Consider the following 23,767-nt stretch of genomic DNA (forward strand, 5'->3'; position numbering starts at 1 on the left):
TCAGTTTTTTCTTTGCTTCTTTTCAGCAGCTTTTAGAAGGGCGACCCCTTCCTTGCAGACGCCATATTCCAGCCATGAACATCCCGCACATATATGGTCTAAATCATCCGGCTCCACTTTTTCAGCTGTCAGATTCACCAAATAAGACTTTTTGTAAACACCTCCCACCTTCAACCCAAGATGTTCAATCGTCCTCCTGTCCAGTCCAATCACTTTATTATTCGATTTAACATTGCCGCTGCATAAGGTCTCGCCTTTGTGTGGACAAGCCGAACAAGCCTCATCGAATCCGGCCACGACCTGGATATCGAAGTCTTTCTCAGAATCTCTTATATCCCCTGCAATTTCAGTCATCTTCTCGATAAAAGACGGGCTATAACCCATCCCTTTAAACCCGTGGACACACAGGAGATGATGCCCTCTCATTATTTTGCTCATCTGGATGCCTCCTTTGACTAGTAATCAACTATTTCGAGGTTGGGGTTGGGAAATCCTGTTTTTTGATACGGTGTTTCGGGGGTGGGTTTTCTATATAAAGGGATTTTGTGCGTATCTAGGTAAAACCAGAATCTATTCAAAAAATAGACCCGGCGCAATGCCAGGTCTCATCTAAAACTCTATTGGATTTCCGCATAATTTTTCGAGATATATCCTTCTTCAATTTGATACATTCCATTGGTTTCATCAAGTAGCTGCGCTGTTTCTCCTTTATAAAAAACGCCTGTCCTTGTGGATGTTTCATAGTTTGGCTCAGAATGAATCCACACATTTCCGGTCGATACTAGTGAGGATGATACCTGGTTATCTCCATGTCGAGGTATCATAATTGTGTCGCCAACCTGAAGGCTTGTTGGACTGAAGGATGGATTGGCATCCATTAATTCTTGTGTAGTGATATTGTCATAAGAAGCTGCGATTTCCCAGAAAGTATCTCCCGGTTGTATTTCATAGCTGCCTGCTGTGCCAGGTTCGGAAGGCTGCGATCCGCTTCCAGGAAGTTGGATTGTATCTCCTACTTGAAGAAAACGGGGATTGATACTTGGATTCAATGACTGCAGTTCACTTAAGGACACGTTATGATCTCTTGCAATCTCCCAAAGGGTATCACCCGGCTGAACGACATAGGTTCCAGCCGCACCGGAATTTATGTCCTGGTTCAGATATTCTTCCAAAGTGATATTTTGGCTCATGATCTCTTGTGCATGGCTTTCTCCGACATAGCGAAGATGCCATGGTTCATATTGATAACCTGTGATCGATTGCTTTCCTTCAGGGTAACGGATAATGAATCCATAATCATCCGCATGTTCTTCCACCCATTCTCCTGCTTCCGTGTCGCCAAATTCCTGTATCAATTGGTAATCAACCGAAGGAGAGGTTACATCCATAACAAGCCCTGTCTGGTGTTCGCTTTCACCGGGCTCGGCACTGATTTGGTTGGCATACTCTTCTCCATATTGATTAACGTAATATTGGTGGACTTCCTGCTGATAATCGTATGAGCGGTAACCGGATGACGCAAAGAGATTTATTCCTTCACTATCTGCTTGTGCGAACAGTTCCTCCAATGCATCCGCTGCGTAGCTTTTCATTTTTTCCTGGTCACTTACGAAAGGTACATTGGGGATGACTAAATTGCTGGGGACATAATTTGATGATAAGGAGTGTTCTTTATTTACCAGTAGTATATCGGCTTTGTTTGTTGCTGCTTGTGTCTCAGATGGGGATAAAGAAGCCGAAGCAAGGAGTGCCGAAGATGCCATGACAGTAAATAATTTGTTCAAGTTTTATTCTCCTTTCTTTTTTGTCCTTATTTGTTCCATAACACATTCATCATCCTATAAACGTTTTCCAACCCAAAAATTTTACTATTCTATCAATTTCAATTAACATTTACTTATACAACACAAACAAAGGCGGTAATATAAATGGACGTTAGTCTCAACGAAGCTTATGCCAGAGAGCAGGATAAACAAGATGGCTTATCTCACTTCAAAGATGAATTCTACATAAAAAAAGATTGGTATTACATGGATGGAAATTCATTAGGTTTGCTTTCCAAAAAGGCGGAGAAATCGCTTTTGACTTCATTGGAGGATTGGAAACAGTTTGGTATAGACGGCTGGATGGATGGAGAGCAGCCATGGTTCTATTACTCTGAGAAACTCGGGAAGATGACAGCTCCTCTCGTCGGGAGCAAGGAGCAGGAAACCATTGTGACAGGATCGATCACCACGAATCTGCATCAATTAATTTCGACTTTTTATCAGCCCCAAGGCAAGAAAACAAAAATTCTAGCGGATGAGTTAACCTTTCCGTCTGACATCTATGCGATCAAGAGCCAGCTGGAGTTGAAGGGGTTTGATCCCGACAAGAACCTTGTACAAGTCAAAAGCAGAGACGGGCTGACACTTTGTGAAGAGGATATCATCGATAGCATGACAGACGAAGTGGCACTCATCCTTCTTCCTTCTGTACTCTATCGCTCCGGCCAGCTCCTTGATATGAAGCTCTTAGCTGAAGAGGCACACAAACGGGGGATCATCATTGGATTTGATTTAGCTCATTCCATCGGTGCCATCCCTCATGAACTTCATGATTGGAATATCGACTTTGCTGTTTGGTGCAATTATAAATACCTAAACAGCGGCCCAGGGGGAGTCGGCGGGCTATTCGTCCATGAAAACCATCTGGGAAGGAAGCCAGGACTTGCGGGCTGGTTCGGTTCAAAGAAAGACAAGCAGTTTGACATGGAACATACGATGACACATGCCGAGACAGCGGGAGCCTTCCAGATAGGGACCCCTCATATTTTCAGCCTTGCCCCCCTTCTTGGATCACTGGAAATCTTTGAAGAGGCAGGGATTGCGAACATCCGGGCAAAGTCCCTAAAGCTGACCGCGTATCTGATGAAACTGATAGAAGAAAATCTATCAGAGTATGGATTCGTGATTTCGAACCCAAAGGATGACCGTATACGCGGAGGGCATGTTTGTTTGCAGCATGAAGAAGCTGCCCGCATTTGTAAAGCGCTGAAGGGAAATGGCGTCATTCCCGATTTCAGGGCTCCCAATGTAATCAGACTGGCACCTGTTGCCTTATACACCTCTTACCATGATGTTTGGAAAACCATTGAAATCTTAAAAACAATCATGAAGGAAGAACAATACAAACAGTTTGAAAAAGGCCGAAATGTTGTGGCATAAGGAGGACGGCAGATGAAGTTAATTGATATTGCCCAAAAGCTAAACAACAACACCCCTGTCTGGCCGGGGGACACGCCTTTCAATTTCTCATTAAATTGGTCCAAGGAGGATACAGGCTCGGTCAATGTAGGGAACATTAATTTCAGCGCCCATACAGGGACACATATTGATGCCCCTTACCATTTTGATGAAGATGGAAAAAAAGTTGCCGACCTCCCCCTCGACAGTTTTTTCGGAAACGCTCTGGTTGTGGAAATATCCGAAAAAGAATCCATCGGGGCTGAAGACCTGGAAGATCTGGACTTAAGAGATGTAACACAACTTTTGATCCGAACGAACAGCTGGGAAGATAAAAGTGTGTTTCCTTCACAAATCACGTATCTTCAGGAGAATATCGGTCCATTTTTAAAAAAGAATGGCATTAAATTAATCGGTGTCGATGTGCCCTCTGTCGACCCGCTGGACAGCAAAGAGCTGAAGGCCCACCATTCATTACAGGAAAATGGCATTGGGATCCTCGAAGGAATTGTGCTGGATGGAGTCGAGCCAAAAACCTATGAACTTGCAGCCTTCCCACTCCCTTTAGAAGAAGCTGACGGCTGCCCGGTCAGAGCAGTTCTTATTGACCGCTGAGCAAAATTCATCCTGTATATCCTTTGGATGATTAAAGATAACCATAAAAGGTGACACTTGAACTCCGGCTGCCACCAACTCTATATTGCCGGATATTGAAGCAACCTCCCTATGTTCAGAACAGCCGGGTGGTTGCTTCTTTTTTTGTGCAAGTTGGTGTTGCTGTCAGTGTCCCCCACATTATTTCCGGTTGAATCGTATTTCTCCTAAAACAGGGCTAATGTTTAAATTGAGCACAGTAAACAGGAGCGGTAATCAGCTTTATTTAAAAGTAATAATATTATTGATCCAATTCTACCGATTTCTTCATAAGGTCTATTAGGGAATTCTCCATCATAAGGTAGCAGTATAAGAGCATTTAAAAAGGAGGAGACCTTTTGGGCATCTTAGTTGTCATCGGTTTGGCTTTTGTATTGCTCTTCATCGGCGGTTTTTTTGTATATTTTTTAAAAAGTTCATTAAACACAGAAGATAGTACTACGGTTGACCCCGTCCCTGAAGACGAGTGGTCCCCAACAGAAAAGAATTTATAGAAAAACGACAGCGTCCCGGATAGACGCTGTCGTTTTCTACATTTTCATCCACTCACCAGTTTTTCCCCTACTACCATCCTTGCCTCACACATTGGACATACTTTTCTTTTAACCTTTTGATCCGCTTCTGTCTTGATCCGCGACCAGGCGATACACTGGTCACTGCTGCAAACCCAGGCGGCAACCTTTATCTTCGGAGGTTCTTTTTTCAATGGTGTTTCTTTTTTTGAAAGCTTTTCACGGAAGGCATCGGTCAGAAAGCGTGAAATCTCTCGTTTTTCTCCCTGGTAATAAGCAGGAGAACTAATGAAGAGTTCTCTTTTCGCTCTTGTAATGGCAACGTACATCAACCGTCTCTCTTCTTCAATTGCCATCACATCTTTCTTGCGTGCTTCATGATGAATCTTATCTTCCAATTTATCGGCATTGACAGCAGAAGAATGCGGAAGATTCCCTTCACTTGCTCCAATCACGAAAACGGCAGGAAATTCAAGTCCTTTTGAGCGATGGATCGTCATTAATGAAATTGCCTCTGCAAATGATTCTTTGTCCTGGTGCTGCATTTTTTCATGTTTTTCCGTCATATTGTCTATAAATGCAATAAAGGCAGAAATAGAGGGGAATCGGTCTGCAGATGCCTCCAGCTCTGCCAATGTTTCTTTAATGTTTTCCTTGTGCTCCGTGACGGATACCCGTTCATTTGTATCCAGGTAACTGTCGTAAAATTCTTTCTTCATACGCTTAACGGCAGCTGCCGGAGCCTCCGCCGAAAGGCTTTTGATCAATTTGATCCTTTCTTTCACCTTGTTCCGCTGAAACTCCTGAAGGGTGTGCATATCCGTCAGATGAATCATCGGATACTTCTTCCTGGCGGTTTCCTCCTGAATAGTAATGAACTTCACCCCTGCTTCTCTATTGATGTATAGAGTCGGAAGAACTCCCTCTATCGCTGAAAAATTCCTTGGGACAAGCGAAAGTCTCAAATGGTCAATCAACGGCTTGACGATCCAGTGATCATAGAAATGCTGATCACCAAGATTGTAGGAGAAAAAAGGGACTTCTTCGATTACAAGTCTTTCAAAAATGGCCCGGCTGCTGCTGCTCGTCCGGTGAAGTATCGCAATGTCCTTGTATTTCAACTTTCCTTCCCTGGTCATTTCCTTGATTTTGGAAATGATCCATTCCGCTTCCTCATCTGAATTGGAAGGACGACTGTATTGCGGTTTGACCGGCTCCTCTTTCACAGCACGAAGAGTCTTCTGTCGCCTGTATTTGTTGCCGCTGATCACCTGATTCCCAAGCCCGACAATATGGCTGTTGGATCGGTAGTTGATGTCCAAAGTGATGACCTTGGCATCAGGATACTTCTTATCAAAATCAAGAATGAAAGAGTTGTCTGCGCCGTTAAAGGAATAAATCGTCTGGTCATCATCTCCAACGACAAATAAATTTCTCGATTGACGGGCGATCATTTGAATGAGTTCATATTGAAGCCAGTTCGTATCCTGAAACTCATCGACCATGATATATTGAAACCTTTTTTGCAGGGCATCGAGAAGTTTCTCGTCATTTCTAAGCATTTCGCAGGCTTTAACCAAAATATCATCAAAGTCTATTTTTTGATTGTTTTCCTTCCATTCCTCAAACATCAGGAGGATCTTTTTGACTTCTTTTTCAGCAGTAGTCTTATCAGGAAGATCTTCCACCGTTTCCATTTTCATCTTCAGATTGGAAAGTGTCGAAAGAAGTGTTTCCGGCTGATACGGTTCTTGAATGCCTATCTTTCTTTGCAGCTGCTTTAATACTATGTGCTTGAATCGTTCATTACCCAGTATTTCCTGGCTCACGCCCCTGCTTCTTAATAGGAACAGGAAAAAGGAATGGAAAGTACCCGCTTGTATTCTATTGACTGCATTTCTATTAATATCCGGAAGCGATGCGACTCTCTGTTTCATTTCCATTGCCGCTTTTTTTGAAAAGGTCAGGAGCAGAATGTTTTCGGGAGGAACATGCTTGACCTGCAACAGATAACCTGTCCTCGAAACAAGTACAGACGTCTTTCCTGACCCTGCACCTGCTAAGGTCAAGCACGGGCCTTCCATGTGCCTGACCGCTTTCATCTGTGCTTCATTGAGACAGATTCCCTTCTCCTCAAGACGCTGAAAGTAGAACCTGTCTTCACTTTCATAATGTTGGTGGTTTTCATTATGGTAAACTTCTGCATTCGGCATCATTGAAGAGGAGATGCCGAATGGTCTGTTGGAAAAATAGTTCATTAATTGTCACCTTGCTCACTTATTAATCTGATAGAAAGTGCTTACTGTATTTCTCCGGAGCAAGACTTCTGACACAAGCTGCATCACTCTACCCCTTGCATGAAACACAAATTATTGTCAGTTGGCGTTATTCAGACAATCCGGTTTTACGAATAAAAAAGAGCGTAAAGATAAAAACGATCTTTACACCCTTAGTGAATTTATTATGTTTAGCGGAAAAAGTCAATGGAAGCTTGGAAGATTCCATTAGCTTGTTAAGCGATACACTACTAAACATTGTCCTCAAAATATAAATTAACGTCAGTTGATTTGATAATTGTTTCGTCCTTGCTGTTTTACATCATACATTGCCATGTCAGCGGCCTGAAGAAGTTCATTCATATTACGGCTGTCTTCCGGAAAGAAAGAAGCTCCAAGGCTGAATGTGATGTGGACCTCTTCGCCGAAAATGGTATAACCTTCCTCATTCGCCGCAAAGAACTTCTGAATTGCACCTTCGATTTCATCTTTTGACTGCCTTCCTTCCAAAATGACGACAAATTCATCACCTGATTGCCTGGCAATGAATGCATCGGGAGGGAATTCACGTTTTACCCTTTTTGTGAATTCAATCAGCAGCTCATCACCGTATGAGTGGCCAAGCCTGTCATTTATTTCTTTGAATTTATCAATATCAATAAATAGGACGGCAAATTTCACTTCCTCATCGTCAAGGGACCTCTCAAATAAGGTTTGCAATCTTGATTCCAAGGCCCTTCTGTTCCATATTTCGGTAAGCTGATCATGCAAAGCCATATATTTCAAGCGGGAAGAAGATCTCTTAAGCTCCGAATTTTTCTTCCTCAATTCCTCAGTCCGTATATTCACCTGATTTTCCAAATCCATTGCAAGGTTCTGGTAAGATGCGGTCATCTTTTTCAACTGAGAACCAGTCAGAAGCTGCCTGGAATACACAAGGAAGACAATGAGCAAAAGTGCTGCACCTGCAAGCATATCCCCGCTGCTGCTATAAACCAGAAAAAGGGTGAGTATGCTTCCGATATTGACAATGTTTCTGGCAGCAGGGTAAGCTCCTGCCTCATAATTAAAATTGTTCTCCCCTTTTCTAAAGAATGCTTTCATCTTTAAAAGCTCGACTGCTCCTATTCCCTGAAGGATAAGCGCTGCACTTCCCAGTAACTCAGGAATACCGGCAGATCCAATTCTTCCATAAAATAAAGACAGCACACCGAAACTATCTCCAATAAACAGCAGGGCAATGGAGATTGTGAAAAGCAGCATCGCCCTCATAGGAAGAAAGTATTTCTTTACAAACATGGTCGTCAGCAATGCTAATAACAAGAGTAGTTCCAAAGCAGGATTAATAAATGAAGATGCGCCTATTTCGTAGGCAACTCCTGCGTCTTGATACAATGGATGAAGCCAGAACACCCATAGTATCGCCGTTATTGAAAAGTAGATAATCAAGATATCGATAGCAAAATAAATGACCTGGTAGCGATTTTTTATAACATAAGTTAAAGATAAAAATGCCGCTACGACTATCAGTATATTAAATATATAAAAAAGTTCGATCCAGAATGGAACTGCTGTAGAGGTGGCTGTCATCCCTTCTTCGTAAAGCCAAATGCTTTTGGCTCCAGCGTACAAAACGGTTCCAAATAATAATAAACTTAGAAATGACCGCTGTAATCCTTCCGATCTTTTAAAGGCATAGAATTGAAGAATGAGAGCAGAGGCGATGGCCGAGATACTTAGTCCACTTATACCAAAGGAATGAATATCTCCTCTAAACAAGAAAATCGATCCCCAAAACAAAAGTGAAAAGAACACCAACCCGAGCAGTGAGTTTTTCAAGTAAATAGTTTGCTTCATGTTATCGCCCTATTCCGTTTATTCATATATTGCACATGATAAATTACTCAGGAACCCTTTACCCTCTTAAAGGATCAGTAAAACAATTTTTAAACCTCCACAAGTACACACAATGGTTACCTTTTTTACCTTTGACGACTCAACGGCCAGATGTAAGCTGTCTGCTTGGGTGAATAGCATTGGTGAACCGGCCTTTTATCTTGCAGGCCTGCCCAGAGGGATTGTTCATGTATGACGGACTCTGCATCGAACAGCTCCCATGGCTCATGATCGATATCCCCTTTGTAAACTTGATTCCCCTTTACTGTCCACAAACAGTATCTCTCAGTAAGCCACTCGGTCAGGGAACCGGTTGGTGAAGAGATACGCTCTCCCAGGGTATAGACTATATTTAAACTTTCACCATTCATTCCTTTATGAGTTCTTCTTGTCTTGTACTGAATCGTTTCATCAACAAGGTTCATCTCCATTTCAGCATGATAGTATGGCAGGTGAAAAAAGCTGCGTGCACCCATTACTGAAGGGGCATGATCAGCATCAAGACTGAAAAAATAAACACCCGGCTCTCCGTTATAAGTGACATATGTACGAACATTGCATTCAAGGAATGAACTGGCAAAAGGGATTCCGGGGAGTCCATGGACCCGCATATGATTAACGGCAAACGGAACAATTCCAATCCATGCTTCCCCGTCAAAGGTATCCAGCTCCAGCTGCGAAGGTATTTTCTCTCGAAGATCTTCAACAGGAACCGGCCAATGCAGAAACAGCAGATGTTCCCATGTTTGTTTCATCAACCAGCTGCCTTTTCTCTTATCCATCCCTCACTCCTCCTCTGTATCGAATTCACTTTAATTAGGCTCTTTTCTTAAACTTTTTGCTATTTAATATAGATTGCAAAGAAGATATCCATCATTCACAGAAGACCCTCTGATAATTACAAGAGAAAAGACCCTGTAGCCAGGGGATAATCCGGAACTTGGGATTTTGCCGTAGCAACAATCTAAAAGAAAATAGCCTTTATTAATTTACACAACCCGATGATGCTTCAAACAAACGCGTGCATACTGCTATGTTTGCTTATATTAAGAAACCGGGAATACAAGAAACAACTATCTTGCAAGGGGGAGCGTGACTGCCGTGAAACTCAATAAATGGAGTTACTCCAAGAGAAACAACATTAAGGCAAGTTTCAATAGCTTCCCCCACTCCATTGTTTTGTTCCGGAGAATCAAGGATTACTATTTTGTCTACAATGTTTATTGGTCCACACACGATCCCATCGTGTCGCGCGAACACCTGGTCGAGATGGAGATCCTCCTTAACCGGGAACTTGGCACTGAACAAGAATACATCAACCGCAGAAGCCGGCATTGATACTTTTTGAGACAGGCGGAATGAGGTTTGACGCAATTATTTGAAGTTATAGACGCAATTAAATTTTTTAGGCGTTAAAATATCCGCTATTCAACAGGCCAGTTCCCCTAATAAATTCATTAAATTTTTCCATCCTCTATTCATCTGCTTTTAACACCTTTATAATATGAAGAGATAGTAAGAAAACAATAGAAAAGGTGCAGTTTACATGAGTATATTAACAGTAAAGAATTTAAGCCATGGCTTTGGAGACAGAGCCATTTTCAATGATGTATCCTTCCGCCTCCTAAAAGGTGAGCATATCGGTCTGATTGGAGCAAACGGAGAAGGTAAATCAACATTCATGAATATCATCACCCGCAAACTTGAGCCGGATGAAGGAAAAGTCGAATGGGCAAAGCGTGTCCGTGTAGGATATCTTGATCAGCATACTTCCCTTGAAAAAGGAATGACCATCAGGGATGTCTTGAAGACAGCTTTTCAGTATTTATTTGATATGGAAACAGAGATGAACGACCTATTCGCTAAAATGGGAGAAGCATCTCCTGAAGAACTTGAAAAGCTTCTAGAAGAGACCGGAACACTTCAAGATGCGCTGACGAACAATGATTTCTATGTGATCGATGCGAAGGTGGAAGAGATTGCAAGAGGACTCGGACTCGATGACATAGGCCTTGAGCGTGAAGTACAGGACCTCAGCGGTGGACAAAGAACGAAAGTCCTGCTGGCAAAATTGCTTCTTGAAAAACCTGATATCTTATTGCTAGATGAGCCGACAAACTATCTTGATGAGCAGCATATCGTCTGGCTGAGAAGATACCTTCAGGAATACGAAAATGCCTTCATCCTGATTTCACACGATATTCCGTTTTTGAACAGCGTCATCAACCTGATCTATCATATGGAAAATCAGGAGCTTACCCGCTATGCCGGTGATTATGATGATTTTAAAAAGGTCTACGAAATGAAACGTCAGCAGCTTGAGTCTGCCTATAAAAAGCAGCAGCAGGAAATCTCTGAACTGAAAGATTTCGTTGCCAGGAATAAAGCCAGGGTTTCAACACGGAACATGGCAATGTCCCGTCAAAAGAAATTGGATAAGATGGATATCATCGAACTTGCAGGTGAAAAGCCAAAACCTGAGTTTCACTTCAAGCCTGCCAGAACTTCCGGCAAGTTGATTTTTGAAACGAAGGACCTTGTCATCGGGTATGATGAACCATTGTCCAAGCCGTTGAACTTACGCATGGAACGCGGCCAGAAAATCGCTTTATATGGAGCAAACGGAATCGGTAAAACAACATTGCTCCGAAGCATCCTCGGTGAAATAAAACCAGTTTCCGGAGAGGTTGAATTAGGCGAGCACCTGCATATCGGCTACTTTGAGCAGGAAATCAAAAATGCCAACTACAATACTTGTATAGAAGAAGTCTGGACTGAATTCCCGTCCTTTACTCAATACGAAGTAAGAGCATCCCTTGCAAAATGCGGCCTGATGACCAAGCATATTGAAAGCAAAGTGGAAGTATTGAGCGGAGGCGAAAAAGCGAAAGTCAGACTGTGCAAGCTGATTAACAAAGAAACGAATCTTTTAGTCTTTGACGAACCGACCAACCACCTTGATGTCGAGGCGAAAGCTGAACTCAAACGAGCGCTGCAGGAATACAAAGGCAGCATCCTCCTCATCTCGCATGAACCTGAATTTTATCAGGATATTGCGACTGACCTTTGGAATTGTGAGTCTTGGACTACGAAGGTGTTTTAATATGTACCGATAATAAAGAGGCAACCGTCGTAGGTTGTCTTTTTTGTTATCGTTCTGTTTAGGGGCCTTAACTTTAGCTAATTTTTACTTTTAAATTGACCTCCTCCACCTCGCCCTATCTCTGCCGAGGTATTTATACCTATAGAAGTTACATATTACATATAATACCTAGCAAAAAAATAAATAATGCATACATATACCATAGCGACTCTACATGAATGATGTGAATTTTGTCATACCTGAGCTGCATTTTCAATACTAATAAACTGGGGAGGGGTTAGGTTGAAAAAAGAAAAACAACAAGAGTTTGACATCAATGTACCGAAACAAAAATATATTTACTTTAAAAGGGGATTAGATATTCTCATTGTTTTCTGTCTCTCCATCATCATCTTCCCCATTTTTCTCATTGTGACTGGGCTTGTTTATTTTTTTGATGGAAAGCCTGCCATCTTTAAGCAGGTTCGCACTGGAAGGAGTGGTGAACCGTTTACCATATACAAGCTGAGAACAATGAAGGGCCAGCAGGCTCCAGAAGAGTATAACTATGATTGGGAAGGCGGCGTTCCTGATCATTTCATCTTCAAAAGCAAGGTGTGTCCCAGGACCACTAAATTAGGCACCTTTTTAAGGAAGTCCAGTTTGGACGAAATCCCTCAACTTTGGAATGTTCTCAAAGGAGATATGAGTATAGTAGGCCCCCGGCCGGAGATTCCACAAATCACCCAACACTATAACCAAATTCAAACTAAAAGACTACTTGTAAAACCCGGGATTACAGGGTATGCGCAAATACACGGGAGGTCAGATATAACTCATGGGCAGAAAATTGCTTATGACTTATATTATATTCACCATATCAGTTTACTGCTTGATATAAAAATAATTGGAAAGACTGCTGTCCAAGTTCTGAAACGCAAGGGTTCGTACTAACGGCAATTGCTTTTCGGCATTATTCCAAAGGGGGTGTTGACATGAACCAGTCTTTAACACTTAAGGAATTATTCCAAATCCTCCAAAATCATTTTTGGCTTATCTTATCTATAATATTTTTGGTAACTGCTTCCGGTATAATCCTTAGTCTGTCTCTTCCCAAAGAATATGAAGCAAAAGTAGACCTTCTGGTCAACTACTCTCCCGAAAACAACCAAGGCTCATTATCGGTTGGGGAAGTAGAGACAAATTTGAGATTAATTTCAACCTATAAATATATACTTAAAAGTCCCAGGGTGTTGGAAATCGTGGCAGAAAGAACAGAGGAAAATGATAATGTCCAGTGCCTCAATGAACAAATTTCTGTAACCTCAAGCAGCGATTCTCAAATCATATCAATTACAGCCACTGCCCTTAACCCAAACCAGGCTGTTGACATTGTGAACAATACAGCAGAGACCTTCAAAGAGGAAACGTACAATTTAATGCAAATAGATAATATTCAAATATTATCCTATGCACAAGAGCAGGACTCAACCACACCGGTAAAACCCAGCCTTATTCTAAGTGCCGGCATTTCGTTCACCATCGGAATTTTCTTGGCCATCTTAATCGTATTTATCCGGGAAGCGTTTTTTACAAAACTGAATAATCAAGAAAAAGTTGAAAGAATGTTAAATGCTCCATATTTGGGATCTGTTCCAAAACTGCCGCCCCAGAGTAATCTAAACAATAAGCATTCACCAAATAACACATACAGTAAATTCCTCATTTCTTCTTCGGAAGCGAACAGCCCTGCAATGGAACTGTACCGGGAAATCCGGACTAACATTCAATTTTTGCTTAAAAAGGAAAAAACAAAGGTATTGTTGGTGACCAGTTCTGGCGCATCCGAGGGAAAATCACTCACAACAGGGAATTTAGCTATCAGTATGGCAATGGATGGGGTGAAAACCGTAGTCATAGACATGGATCTCCGTAAAGGAGTAGGGAGTCAGTTATTTCATCTTCCCTCAAAAAAAGGTATTTCCAATTACTTACATGGAATTACGCCACTTAATGAAATCATACAACGTACTGATATTCCGAAACTATTTTTCATAAGCGCGGGCCCCCTCCCGCCTAATCCGACAGAATTGCTTTCGTCTGACCGCCTTTCCAGTATGATTAACACTTTGAAGAAAGAAGTTGACCTTATTTTAATTGACACACCCCCGCTTATTGTAAGTGATGCAGCAGTCTTATCATCCCGGGTCGACGGTTGTCTTTTCTTAATAAATGCTCGAAAAACCAGAATGGAGACAGCCAAGAAAAACTTGAATAAGTTAAATAGAGTAGGTGCCAATATAATTGGCGTCATCTTAAACAAGACCAAAAAAGAAAAATCTCAGACGTATTACTATTAAATCGAAGGGCGGAAATCGGCTTGATCGTAGATATCCATAATCATATCCTGCCTGAAATGGATGACGGTCCAGATAATATGGATCAAGCGGTAAACATGGCTAAAGCAGCAGCAGACCATGGCATATCAACCATCATTGCGACCCCACATCATCGAAATGGTCAGTTTATTTGTTCCCCATCAGAGATAATTAACAAAGTGAATAAGCTTAATGCTTTATTAAGAGAAAGAAGGATCAACGTACAGATACTTCCCGGTATGGAAATCCATCTTTATCCCGAGATATGTACCGATTTGATAAAAGAAATCCCTGACTCTCTGACCCTTGCGGACAATCATCAGTATATTCTTGTCGAACTTCCGTATTCCTATTATCCTGGGTTCACGGACACCCTGCTCTACGAACTACAATTAGAAGGATTCATCCCCGTCCTTGCTCATCCTGAGAGGAACTCTGTGATCAGAAGACGCCCAAACTTATTGTACCAGTTAATTAAACGAGGCATCCTTGTGCAGATTACTGCAGGAAGTATCACCGGAACATTCGGAAGGAAAATCCAAAAATTTGCAGAAAAGCTGCTGAAGCATCATCTTGTCCATTTTATTGCTTCAGATGCCCATAATAACTCCAGTCGCCCTTTTGAATTGCTATATGCCTATAACTATATAGCAGAAACTTATTCAGCAGCGTATTCAGACTATCTTAAAGAAAATGCAGCCTGTATCGTTAACGGAAGTGAGTTTAATATAAACACACCTAAAAAACTAAGAAGGAAGAATAAACTTCTTTCCTTTTTTGTTAAATAGCTTATTATCATGGGAACCTCCTGCACCACTAATATTTCTTAAGTATAGGAGGGTTGGTCTTTGCAGAATGATGAAAAGAATCAATATGGGATAACTATATTTACAGCAACATACAATCGAGCTTATATTATTGACCAATTATATGAATCATTAAAAAAACAAACTGTTAAAGATTTTGAGTGGATCATAATAGATGATGGTTCTACTGATAACACATTAAACTTATTGGAAGAGTGGAAGCATAGCGAAAACAATTTTACCATCCGTTTTGTTCAAACCCAGAATGGAGGTAAGCATAGAGCCATTAACATCGGTATGGAAATGTCTAATGGAGAGTTATTCTTCATAGTGGATTCAGATGATCATCTACCTGAAACCGCCATTGAAACCATTTTAAGGTGGTATCCAGGAATTAAAGACCATCCTATGTATGCAGGTTTGGGAGGATTAAAGGCTTACAGGAATGGGAGCATAGTCGGCAGAACATTTAATGGTGAATATGTGGATGCTACCTCCTTAGAAAGAATAAGATTAAGACTGATTGGCGATAAGGCTGAAATATTCAAGACTAAAATAGTTAAAGAATATAAGTTCCCTGAAATTGAAAATGAAAAATTCATTCCAGAGGGTATTATTTGGAATAGAATAGCCAATGATGGGTTGAAGATAAGATGGTTTAATGAAGTTGTTTATCTCTGTGAATATTTAGAGGATGGGCTCACAAGTAACTCTGACACTCTACTATTAAATAACTTTGAAGGGTATACCCTCTACATTAAAGAAAACATGACTTATTATAATATATGTAATCCTTATTTGCTTCGCATCTTGACAGCCTATGTTTACAGAGCCAAAAAGAAAGGTTTAACATTCAGAGAAATCCAGGAAAGAATCCAATTAAACCGAGCGCTAATAATAATATTACATTGCATAGGGAAAGCGCATTACAGTTTTAAAGATCGACTATATAAATAGCCCTTAAGAAGCATATTTTTTAGGATTTAAGTGATTTATGGATTTCAGTCGGCGTAAAGCTAAAAAAACTCCAGCTCATTTAGACGGCACTGAAAATCTTCCGATTTCTAGAACATAGTGTTGATTAATAAAGAAAAAGCCGACTCTACTCCCTAAAAAAGGAAGGAGGGTCGGCTTTTTTCTTGGTAAGCTTCGTCCATAATGCTCTTTCTATCCCATTAGCTTTAGAATCCTTTTAATGTTTACCGCAAATATTGCCATCGCACCTTGTAATTCCATGCCAATTAGACCCGAGGATTCTGCCACATTATACCCGTGTCTGTGTTTTAACTCACTATTTTTTGCTTCTATTTTATAACGTTCTTTTGCTTTTTCCTTAAAGAAATCGCTTTCCTGGAATTTTGCCTGGTCGGAATGCTGGTCGGACTTTATGGAAACGGAATACGTCTTACTTTTGGCTCCTCCCTTGTAGCACCCCTCTCTGAGAGGGCATCTCTTACATTTATCCACGTCAAAATAGTAGGTGTCAACCTGGTTTCTACCTAATCCTTTTTTACCTTGTCTAGCTTTCCGTATAGCCATATGTCCTGCCTTGCAAACATACATACCCGCATCCTTATTGAACTCGAATTCATCCTCTTTTTTTCGAGCACCCTGAGTGATTAGAGGATTCAATCTTGAAACCAATTTGATTCCATTTCCCTTGCTATATTCAATGTTGTCTTTCTCGGAATATGCCGCATCCCCAATAACCGTCTCAATTTTCATGCCCGCAGTTTTACTTTTCTCAATAAGTGTCTGCAGTTCTTTCCCGTCACTTTTTTCTCCGGTGGTGATGGTTGCGGCTGTAATAATACGTTCTTCACTCATCGCAAGATGGGTTTTGTAGCCGAAGAAAGAGGAATCTGCTGTTTTGTGTCCCACTTTGGCATCCTGATCGTTCATGGACTGTAGCTGCTCAATATCATCGGCGACCGTTTCTTTCAGAAGATTAAGCTGTTCCTTAACTTTGGGATATTCTAAAAGGGTTTCTTCCTTTTCTATTACCTCAATGAGCTCCTGTGAATAGGCGATCTCATCTTCCAACACATCATTGTTGGGCTTCACAGGGAATTTATCCTTCATACCGTCGTTAACCTTATAAATCGATTTCCGAAGATTCTTGGAGCGCTCCATGAGGATTTCCTTTGGTTTCATTTGATTATAGCGGGCCTTAGTATGGGTGGCATCGACAATAATGGACTTACTTTTTATGATTTCTTTCTCTATGGCAATCTCCACCGTCTTGTTGACAAGCATGTCTAAAAAGTTCATGTCCTTTAACCTAAGTTTACGAAATTTAGTCAATGAACTTGAATCAATAACCGCTTCTTCTGGAGCCATATTTAAGAAATACTTGAAAGACATATCATATTTCGAACGTTCAACAATATCAACATCTGATACATCGTGAATGGTTTTCAAAAATAAGTATTTGAACATCCGGATAGGGTCAATCGCATTCCGTCCATTATCATGACAATATTTATCCTTTAACTCTTCAAAAATGAAGGTGAAGTCGATTAAATCGACTATTCTCCGTAACATATTGTCCTGAGGAACGACAATATCATAAAGATCCATATATTTACTAAACGTTATTGATTGTTGTTGTTGTATCATTGGTAGCCACCCACTCATATTAATGATTCTATTATAAAGTAAGGCTTTATTAGCGGATAGTATTCTTTTTTCTCAACGTTGATTGGAGTGGAAGGTGCGCGACCTCCTGCGGGACTAGCGGGACAGGTGAGACCCCGCAGGCGAAGCCGAGGAGGCTCAACGCCCGCCCCGCGGAGTCGTGCACCTGGAACGGAAATCAACACTTTTTTCGTAAAATCGGTAGTAAAAAAGGCAGGGTTGCTCTTTTTAGTGAACGACTCTGCCTTTTCCTATTTTTTTGGACTTTTTCAGTGGCCTCCTCATTTAGTGGAGTTTTTTCTTTGACAGCTTCTCATACAATTTTAAATATTGTTCTGCTGTCTTTTCAACAGAAAATTCTTTTGATCTTTCAATTGACTTCAACCTTAACTCCTTAATGAGACCAGGGTCATTCAATAAATCCTCTATTTTTTTGACGAGATCCTGTACATTTTCAGGATCGAACAAAAGGCCGGAACTTCCAACTACTTCCCTTAAACCAGGAATATCACTGGCAATAACAGGAAGACCTGAAGTCATTGCTTCTAAGACCGCTAAACCGAACCCCTCCCATTTTGAAGGCTGAATATAAATAGATGCCATCTTCATCAGTTCCGGAATATCTTGACGTTCCCCCAAAAAGTGTACCCTGCTGCTTACTCCTGAATTAATAGCAAGAGATTCCAGTTCACCTTTCCTTTTACCGTCCCCTGCCACTAAGAGATGAACATTGGATGTAAACTTCAATGCTTTAATAATTACTTCGTGGTTTTTCTCTTTTTCCAGCCTGCCCACTGTTAAAATCACGGGGTCTTTTACAGTCAGCCCCTCAATATGAACAGGATCAATTTCAAGGAACCTCGCACTTCTTATTCCGTTATGAATAATCTCAATTTTTTTCTCAAGGCTCTTATACCTTTCTATTAAGCCGCTGGCAGTTCCTTCACTTATACAAACAATCTTATTGTATTGACCATACATAAACAAATCAAGCAGATAAAAAAATTTTTTATTTCTCCTTCTGTTCATTGTACTGTGTTCAGTGGTGATGAGCACAGGATTCTTTTTGGAGACAAACTTTGCTGAGGCAACCCAAAACTGGGATGGAAACAAATGGACATGTATAATGTCATAATGATGGAATATATTCCTTAAGAAAAATAGATTGGTTAAACTATATCTGCTACTTGCTTGCGCTTCCAGTAATTTCACTCCTGGAAGCGTCACCCCCCCATCCTTCATCCCACTTCGTTCCAAAAGATAGAGGTCAACTTCTATACCCTCTTCCACTTGTATTGAAATTAATTCTTTTAATAAGTTTTCAGCCCCACCAAATTCTAAATTGTTGATAACATGTAATACCTTCATAGGAACAACCCTCCTGCCGCCTAAACAAGTTATCCGCTAACTACTTAACACCTACTACCGATGAGGAGGAATTTTGCTTGTCTGCGGCCTCAAAGAATAGAGAAAAAGAAACAATGAATAGTATCCACTCAGACCATTCTGTACTTAATGGGTGAAAAAAACCATTGACTATAAAATAGATAAGTATGAACAAAGAACAATAGTACTCCCCGCGCCTTCTTGGGTCCCTTGTTTCAGATAAAGTGACAAAGAATCTCCTGACATAAAGTATCCAAAAACTGATAAAAAGGCAATAACCCGTAAGTCCAATCCAACCTGTATCTGCCCAGACCTGTAAATAAGTATTATGAATAACAATGGAATCAACTTGATTTGTTCCTAAGCCTGATCCAATGAGCGGATTCTTCAATACTTTTTCAAGCGCTTCTTGGGTCATTTGATATCTATAGGGGTCGCTCTCTCTGAATCCTTCAACTATTCCTTCTGAAAAAACATTTCTAACTGTCAAAAATAAACGGCTATCAACTAAATTAAAAGAAAAGATTCTCTCCGTTAGAAAGCCATATAAGAGAGTACCCACACTGAATACAGTGAAAATAATGAGTACCGGATGCTTCCTCAACATCCCTCCTATATTCTTTTCCAAAAGCAGAATAAAGAGGATAAATAAGCAAGCGAGCACAAGCATAAAGGTTCCAGTTCTTGATCCGTCTAACAGAATGACAGATATGCATACCCCGGTCATAATAATATATTTAAAGGCGAATGGCCTTATGACAGCTAAACAATACAAGGCATAGACTAGCGGTATTACCCCCACCTTCGTCAGTGAACCTGGAAAGTTCAGAACATTCCCCCATCTCCCGTCCCCTGTCATTAATTCAGCAAAAGGCAATCCACCATACTTGCCCATTAATAGGAGAGAAAGATTAATATAAGCTGATACAATGAAAGCTAGAAAAGCATAGCGGGAATATTTAGGGAAAGTATTAAAGAAAGAAAGAGCGATAATTAAAATAATCGTCAGTTTTGCAGTCTGCTCAAGGGTATAGAATATGGATTCTGTTCCAAATCCACTTATTAACAAGGAGAGGACAAATAGTAAATAAAAAAGTGTTCCCTTTAATTGAATGATGGGATGTTTAATAAATTGTAGGAACATCAACGGAACAAGCAGGAATGCCGTCACTATCCAGTGAATATATGGATGAATCGTTGATTTTAAATCTGCAGAGATAACCAAAAACGACCATATAAAAACTATGATACTCCCAATTGACAAATAGGAGTGATTAGATTTGTAATTCAACATAATCATTACTCCCTGCTTCATTTTCAGAGGAAACAAACTAATCGCTTCTTATAAAGCTTGCCAGCTTCATTCTTACCTTTTTATAGGAAAGTGCAGCATATATGAAGATGAGGGCAAATGGTATAACCAAGATAAAATCGGGAATAGGTTGTGTTCGTACGAAAACTGCCATTAGACAGTTCAGTCCGAAAAATATACTGAAACTCATTGATTTGAGTTGAATCGACAGAGATTTTCCTGCATGCGAAAGTGTGACAAAGTCAGTTGCTAAAGCGTAAACCATTTGACTGATCAGCCAGGACCATCCTATGGCTAATACTCCTCCTGTCTGATAAAAGATTAAAAAACAGCTGATCAGAAGAAACAAAGCACCGCCATTCAAGGCTGCACCCATCCAGTACCTTCCTCCTGCAAGTAAAAGTTCATAACTCAAATTACTATGGGCATTTATACATACCCCCAAGAGCAGAATGACGAAAAGACCAACTGTCTCGTGTTCAGACATGCCCATCAACTTGAGACCCACCGGTGCCAAAAGGACCCCTGCCATATTTAATAAATAGTATGAAAACCAGCTGATCAACAAAATAAACGGCAGTCTGTTATACAGGAGTGTCCTTTCTTGAGGATCAACTAGCATTCTAACAAATTTAGGAAAGATCACTAATCCAATTGCATTGGAGAAAAACCATACCTTCGTTGCAAGATCGAAAGCAGACCTGTAAATTCCTAAGTAATGCAAGCCAAAGAACCTGTTTACAAGGACAGATCCTATTGCGATGACAGTTTGCTGCAAGAATTGGGAAGTTGAAAGGACGAAAGAGGCCCCAAGCAGGAGTTTAATCTTCTGATATCTAAACCTTGGACTCCAACTCCCCTGCGGAAGCGCCCCCATTAACACACGGGCAGACAATATATCTGTACAGCGTGCAAAAACCATGAACATTACAAGTATATCCGGGCGGCTGAAGCAAAACAGGCCCGTATACATAAAAGAATATTTCAAGATACCCGATACAAATTGATACTTGGAATAATTATTAAACCTTTCTTCAGCAATGCAGTATGCCTGGAACATAGATGTGGGAACCGATGCAATATAATCGATTACAGCAAGTAAAATAATCAGCTTTAGAACCGGCAGATTTAATTGGTCTACTGGAAAGATTATAACTGGAATTAGTGTTTGCAAGAGGGGAAGGAGGATAAGAAGAGCAATACAAAATATTATATAAATACCCAGCGTTGACTGAAGATGCTGCTTCTTCGCATCTTCATCTTTTTCCATGGCGAGTAATCTTGATAAGTTTTTAGTCGTACCAAGTTCAATAAAGACAATATAAGCGGTAAGAGTGAGGAAAATAGTGTAAATCCCATAATGCTCGGTCCCCAATTGATTGAGCGCTGATGGTATAAACACAAGCCCCAATATACCTTTCAGTGCATAAACTGCATAAATTGAAGTGACATGCCTGACAAGTCGTTTCATCTTTATACCTCATTTATCCAGCCAATTATGACATCGTTATTCTCATAATTCAACATTGTTACTCTTACGATTAATTTATATTTAAACTCCCTATACCTTCTTGGTGAACAGGACTAGGCTTAGTTACTCAGGTTCCTTCAATGGGTCCATTAAACACTCTACATAGACTTTCTCCATATCTGAAAGGATGCTGCTTAATTCAAATTGCCGAACTAACTGAAGGCTGGATTCTCCCATCCTCTCTAGAAGAGACGGATTTTCAATTAACTTAGCGATATATGATGCGGTAAGTTCATGGTTGTTTACAGGAACCAAGTAGCCGTTTTCTCCATGCGTTATCAAATCTCGACAGCCACGTATTTTTGTAGCAATGACGGGTTTACCTGCTGACATAGCTTCCATGACCGCCTTCGGTAATCCTTCCCGCTTTGAAGTCAGGCAGAATAAATCCGCTGCTGCCAACAGTTCATCAATATCGGTTCGAAATCCAGCATGCATCACTTCTGCTTGCAAAGACATATCTTTCACATATTTTTTCAGCTCGCGTTCCCCGTTCCCTTCTCCCACCAACAAACATTTGATTTGTGGGTAACGGGTCTTTAATAGCCGAATTGCCCGCAGCAACTGAACTTGATTTTTGTTCTTATTGATTTCAGCCACACAAAGAATAACGAAAGCGGACTCCGGGATACCTAATTCTTCTCTTTTTTGTTTTCTTACAGACGCTTTTTTCACTGGTCCGAACTTTCCTGTATCAACACCTACTCCAGGGATGAATATTGCTTTCTTTCTGACCGGGAAAGAGCTTGCGCGCGCAGCATCTTCTGTGTTGATCGTTATCAACACATCAGTCCACCTCGCGAAGAACCATTCGATGGGATAGAACAACCAATTAAACGTCGATCCTTGTTCATGAAAATGAAAACCATGAGCGGTATATATCACTTTGGGAATCTTTGCTGCCTTGGCAGCATATCTACCAAGGATACTGCCGACCGGAGTATGAACATGCACGAGCTTATATTTTTCTTTTTTGAAATTCTGTATCAGGTGGTATAGAGCACTTATGTTAGCAGGATGAAAAGGAAATCTTCTAAACTCAATTTCATGACATTTTACTTGCTCATCCACCAGAGCCTGCTTTCCATTACCCTTTCGTGAAATCGCATGAACTTCCACACCCTTTTTTTGTAACATCTTGATAAACGGCAAATGAAAAGCTTCGAGATGACGAAACACAGTAGCAACAAATGCAACTTTATGAACTTCCTCCTCCAAGCCCTTCCCCTCCCCTGCAAGAGTTAAGCAACCTCTGGGCTCGAATAAATTCCGGTTGTTTTCTCCATTTCCATCTCAAGGCCAATATTATTAATTTCCCTACCAGGTTCTTTCCCCTATAGGTTTTCAGTTCATCTGCTTCTATTCCCCCAAACCCTTTTTTAAACTTATTTATCCCTTGGTGACCATTCTCGTTTAGTGACAAGCCACAGAAATCATACCACTTACCCCCCTTTGCTTTAAAAGAGAGAATGGACTGCCAATGCAAGAAACGGTTTGCCCTTCCAATTAGATTCTTTTGTGCTGCATCATGAGAATCCCTAAAGGAAGCAGAATAAAGCATGATTGCCCTCTGCCCATCAAAGGTGTATCCATGAAAACAAAGAATATCTTCCTCCACTTTGGCCATCGTTATAATGAAAGCATTTTTATCGCGGCAGGCTTTTAACTTCTTAGGATTACAGGGCTGGATCTTCTTTTTTTTCGCAAATTGATTAAAGGTCTCTGTAAAGGTCTGTATTTCCTTATCGCTTGGATTATTAATCTCTGAGTATTCCACCCCCTCCCTCTCTGCTCGTTTTATTTTGTATCGAGTGCTTTTGCCTATTTCATCGAATATTTCTTCATCATCTTTCTCCAGATTGATCACCAGTGTTCTAAAGAGCTTATGGAATGTAAACCGCTCCTTATTGTCGACTTGATCAACAAGGGGATCCGTTATTAAAAAAGAGTTAAGATGAACATCTGTATCTCCTACCTGCGGCGGGTACCCATCGGAATATGTTTCAGTAAAATGGAAGATGCTTCTTTTATATTTGATTTTTAACACACCACCACCCCCTTCAGTAAAAAAGA

20 protein-coding genes are annotated in these 23,767 nt (G+C 40.7%); 9 read left to right on the forward strand and 11 right to left on the reverse strand.

Annotated features, from left to right (window positions below; genetic code table 11):
• Window positions 1–438 carry a DUF1284 domain-containing protein gene (locus BSG1_RS06780; RefSeq protein WP_044022530.1) on the reverse strand — a complete coding sequence of 146 codons (438 nt, stop codon included), beginning with the start codon at window positions 436–438 and terminating at the stop codon, window positions 1–3.
• Between the two features lie 179 nt (window positions 439–617).
• Window positions 618–1,784 carry a D-alanyl-D-alanine carboxypeptidase family protein gene (locus tag BSG1_RS19760; RefSeq protein WP_052302365.1) on the reverse strand — a complete coding sequence of 389 codons (1,167 nt, stop codon included), beginning with the start codon at window positions 1,782–1,784 and terminating at the stop codon, window positions 618–620.
• Window positions 1,785–1,928: 144 nt separating this feature from the next.
• On the opposite strand from BSG1_RS19760, the gene kynU reads away from it, so the two are divergent.
• From kynU to BSG1_RS21070, 3 genes are all read left to right on the forward strand, one after another.
• Window positions 1,929–3,206 (forward strand): kynureninase, encoded by a 1,278-nt coding sequence (gene kynU / locus BSG1_RS06790; RefSeq protein WP_006836226.1) that lies wholly within the window; start codon window positions 1,929–1,931, stop codon window positions 3,204–3,206.
• 12 nt (window positions 3,207–3,218) lie between these two features.
• Window positions 3,219–3,839 (forward strand): arylformamidase, encoded by a 621-nt coding sequence (gene kynB, locus BSG1_RS06795; RefSeq protein WP_006836227.1) that lies wholly within the window; start codon window positions 3,219–3,221, stop codon window positions 3,837–3,839.
• A 377-nt stretch (window positions 3,840–4,216) separates the two neighbouring features.
• Window positions 4,217–4,372 carry a hypothetical protein gene (locus BSG1_RS21070; protein WP_006836228.1) on the forward strand — a complete coding sequence of 52 codons (156 nt, stop codon included), beginning with the start codon at window positions 4,217–4,219 and terminating at the stop codon, window positions 4,370–4,372.
• 44 nt (window positions 4,373–4,416) lie between these two features.
• Here BSG1_RS21070 and BSG1_RS06800 read toward each other — a convergent pair whose 3' ends face one another.
• From BSG1_RS06800 to BSG1_RS06810, 3 genes are all read right to left on the reverse strand, one after another.
• On the reverse strand, window positions 4,417–6,648 hold the full coding sequence (locus BSG1_RS06800) for a UvrD-helicase domain-containing protein (RefSeq protein WP_006836229.1): 2,232 nt from the start codon (window positions 6,646–6,648) through the stop codon (window positions 4,417–4,419).
• A 300-nt stretch (window positions 6,649–6,948) separates the two neighbouring features.
• On the reverse strand, window positions 6,949–8,523 hold the full coding sequence (locus BSG1_RS06805; protein WP_006836230.1) for a GGDEF domain-containing protein: 1,575 nt from the start codon (window positions 8,521–8,523) through the stop codon (window positions 6,949–6,951).
• 125 nt (window positions 8,524–8,648) lie between these two features.
• Window positions 8,649–9,344, reverse strand: coding sequence for a YqjF family protein (locus tag BSG1_RS06810; protein ID WP_006836231.1), 696 nt, complete (start codon window positions 9,342–9,344; stop codon window positions 8,649–8,651).
• Between the two features lie 319 nt (window positions 9,345–9,663).
• Here BSG1_RS06810 and BSG1_RS20225 point away from each other — a divergent pair, with 319 nt between their 5' ends.
• The 6 genes from BSG1_RS20225 (at window position 9,664) to BSG1_RS06840 (ending at window position 15,785) form a co-directional block, all read left to right on the forward strand.
• Window positions 9,664–9,900, forward strand: a complete 237-nt coding sequence (locus BSG1_RS20225; RefSeq protein ID WP_083802856.1) for a hypothetical protein — start codon at window positions 9,664–9,666, stop codon at window positions 9,898–9,900.
• Between the two features lie 208 nt (window positions 9,901–10,108).
• Window positions 10,109–11,665, forward strand: a complete 1,557-nt coding sequence (locus tag BSG1_RS06820) for an ABC-F family ATP-binding cassette domain-containing protein (RefSeq protein WP_006836233.1) — start codon at window positions 10,109–10,111, stop codon at window positions 11,663–11,665.
• Between the two features lie 282 nt (window positions 11,666–11,947).
• Window positions 11,948–12,598 carry a sugar transferase gene (locus BSG1_RS06825; RefSeq protein ID WP_006836234.1) on the forward strand — a complete coding sequence of 217 codons (651 nt, stop codon included), beginning with the start codon at window positions 11,948–11,950 and terminating at the stop codon, window positions 12,596–12,598.
• 41 nt (window positions 12,599–12,639) lie between these two features.
• Entirely contained in the window at window positions 12,640–14,004 is a 1,365-nt protein-coding gene (locus BSG1_RS06830; protein WP_006836235.1) for a polysaccharide biosynthesis tyrosine autokinase, read from the forward strand.
• Window positions 14,005–14,024: 20 nt separating this feature from the next.
• On the forward strand, window positions 14,025–14,810 hold the full coding sequence (locus BSG1_RS06835) for a tyrosine-protein phosphatase (RefSeq protein WP_006836236.1): 786 nt from the start codon (window positions 14,025–14,027) through the stop codon (window positions 14,808–14,810).
• 60 nt (window positions 14,811–14,870) lie between these two features.
• On the forward strand, window positions 14,871–15,785 hold the full coding sequence (locus tag BSG1_RS06840; RefSeq protein WP_006836237.1) for a glycosyltransferase family 2 protein: 915 nt from the start codon (window positions 14,871–14,873) through the stop codon (window positions 15,783–15,785).
• Window positions 15,786–15,995: 210 nt separating this feature from the next.
• Here BSG1_RS06840 and BSG1_RS06845 read toward each other — a convergent pair whose 3' ends face one another.
• The 6 genes from BSG1_RS06845 to BSG1_RS06870 all read right to left on the reverse strand — a co-directional run bounded on the left by BSG1_RS06845 (window position 15,996) and on the right by BSG1_RS06870 (window position 23,741).
• Complete coding sequence (locus tag BSG1_RS06845; protein WP_044022531.1) at window positions 15,996–17,447, reverse strand: IS1182-like element ISBsp4 family transposase; 1,452 nt, start codon at window positions 17,445–17,447, stop codon at window positions 15,996–15,998.
• Between the two features lie 303 nt (window positions 17,448–17,750).
• Window positions 17,751–18,833, reverse strand: coding sequence for a glycosyltransferase (locus BSG1_RS06850; protein ID WP_006836239.1), 1,083 nt, complete (start codon window positions 18,831–18,833; stop codon window positions 17,751–17,753).
• A 40-nt stretch (window positions 18,834–18,873) separates the two neighbouring features.
• Entirely contained in the window at window positions 18,874–20,145 is a 1,272-nt protein-coding gene (locus BSG1_RS06855) for an O-antigen ligase family protein (protein WP_198008205.1), read from the reverse strand.
• Window positions 20,146–20,182: 37 nt separating this feature from the next.
• Window positions 20,183–21,634, reverse strand: a complete 1,452-nt coding sequence (locus BSG1_RS06860) for a lipopolysaccharide biosynthesis protein (RefSeq protein ID WP_006836241.1) — start codon at window positions 21,632–21,634, stop codon at window positions 20,183–20,185.
• A gap of 123 nt (window positions 21,635–21,757) precedes the next feature.
• Window positions 21,758–22,912: a glycosyltransferase family 4 protein gene (locus BSG1_RS06865; protein ID WP_006836242.1), complete on the reverse strand. Its 1,155-nt coding sequence runs from the start codon at window positions 22,910–22,912 to the stop codon at window positions 21,758–21,760.
• Entirely contained in the window at window positions 22,893–23,741 is an 849-nt protein-coding gene (locus BSG1_RS06870; protein WP_006836243.1) for a peptidoglycan bridge formation glycyltransferase FemA/FemB family protein, read from the reverse strand. Before BSG1_RS06870 ends, BSG1_RS06865 begins: the two co-directional genes overlap by 20 nt.
• Window positions 23,742–23,767: the final 26 nt, after the last annotated feature.

It is taken from the genome of Bacillus sp. SG-1 (assembly GCF_000181495.1).
Taxonomy (GTDB): Bacteria; Bacillota; Bacilli; order Bacillales; family Bacillaceae_B; genus Rossellomorea.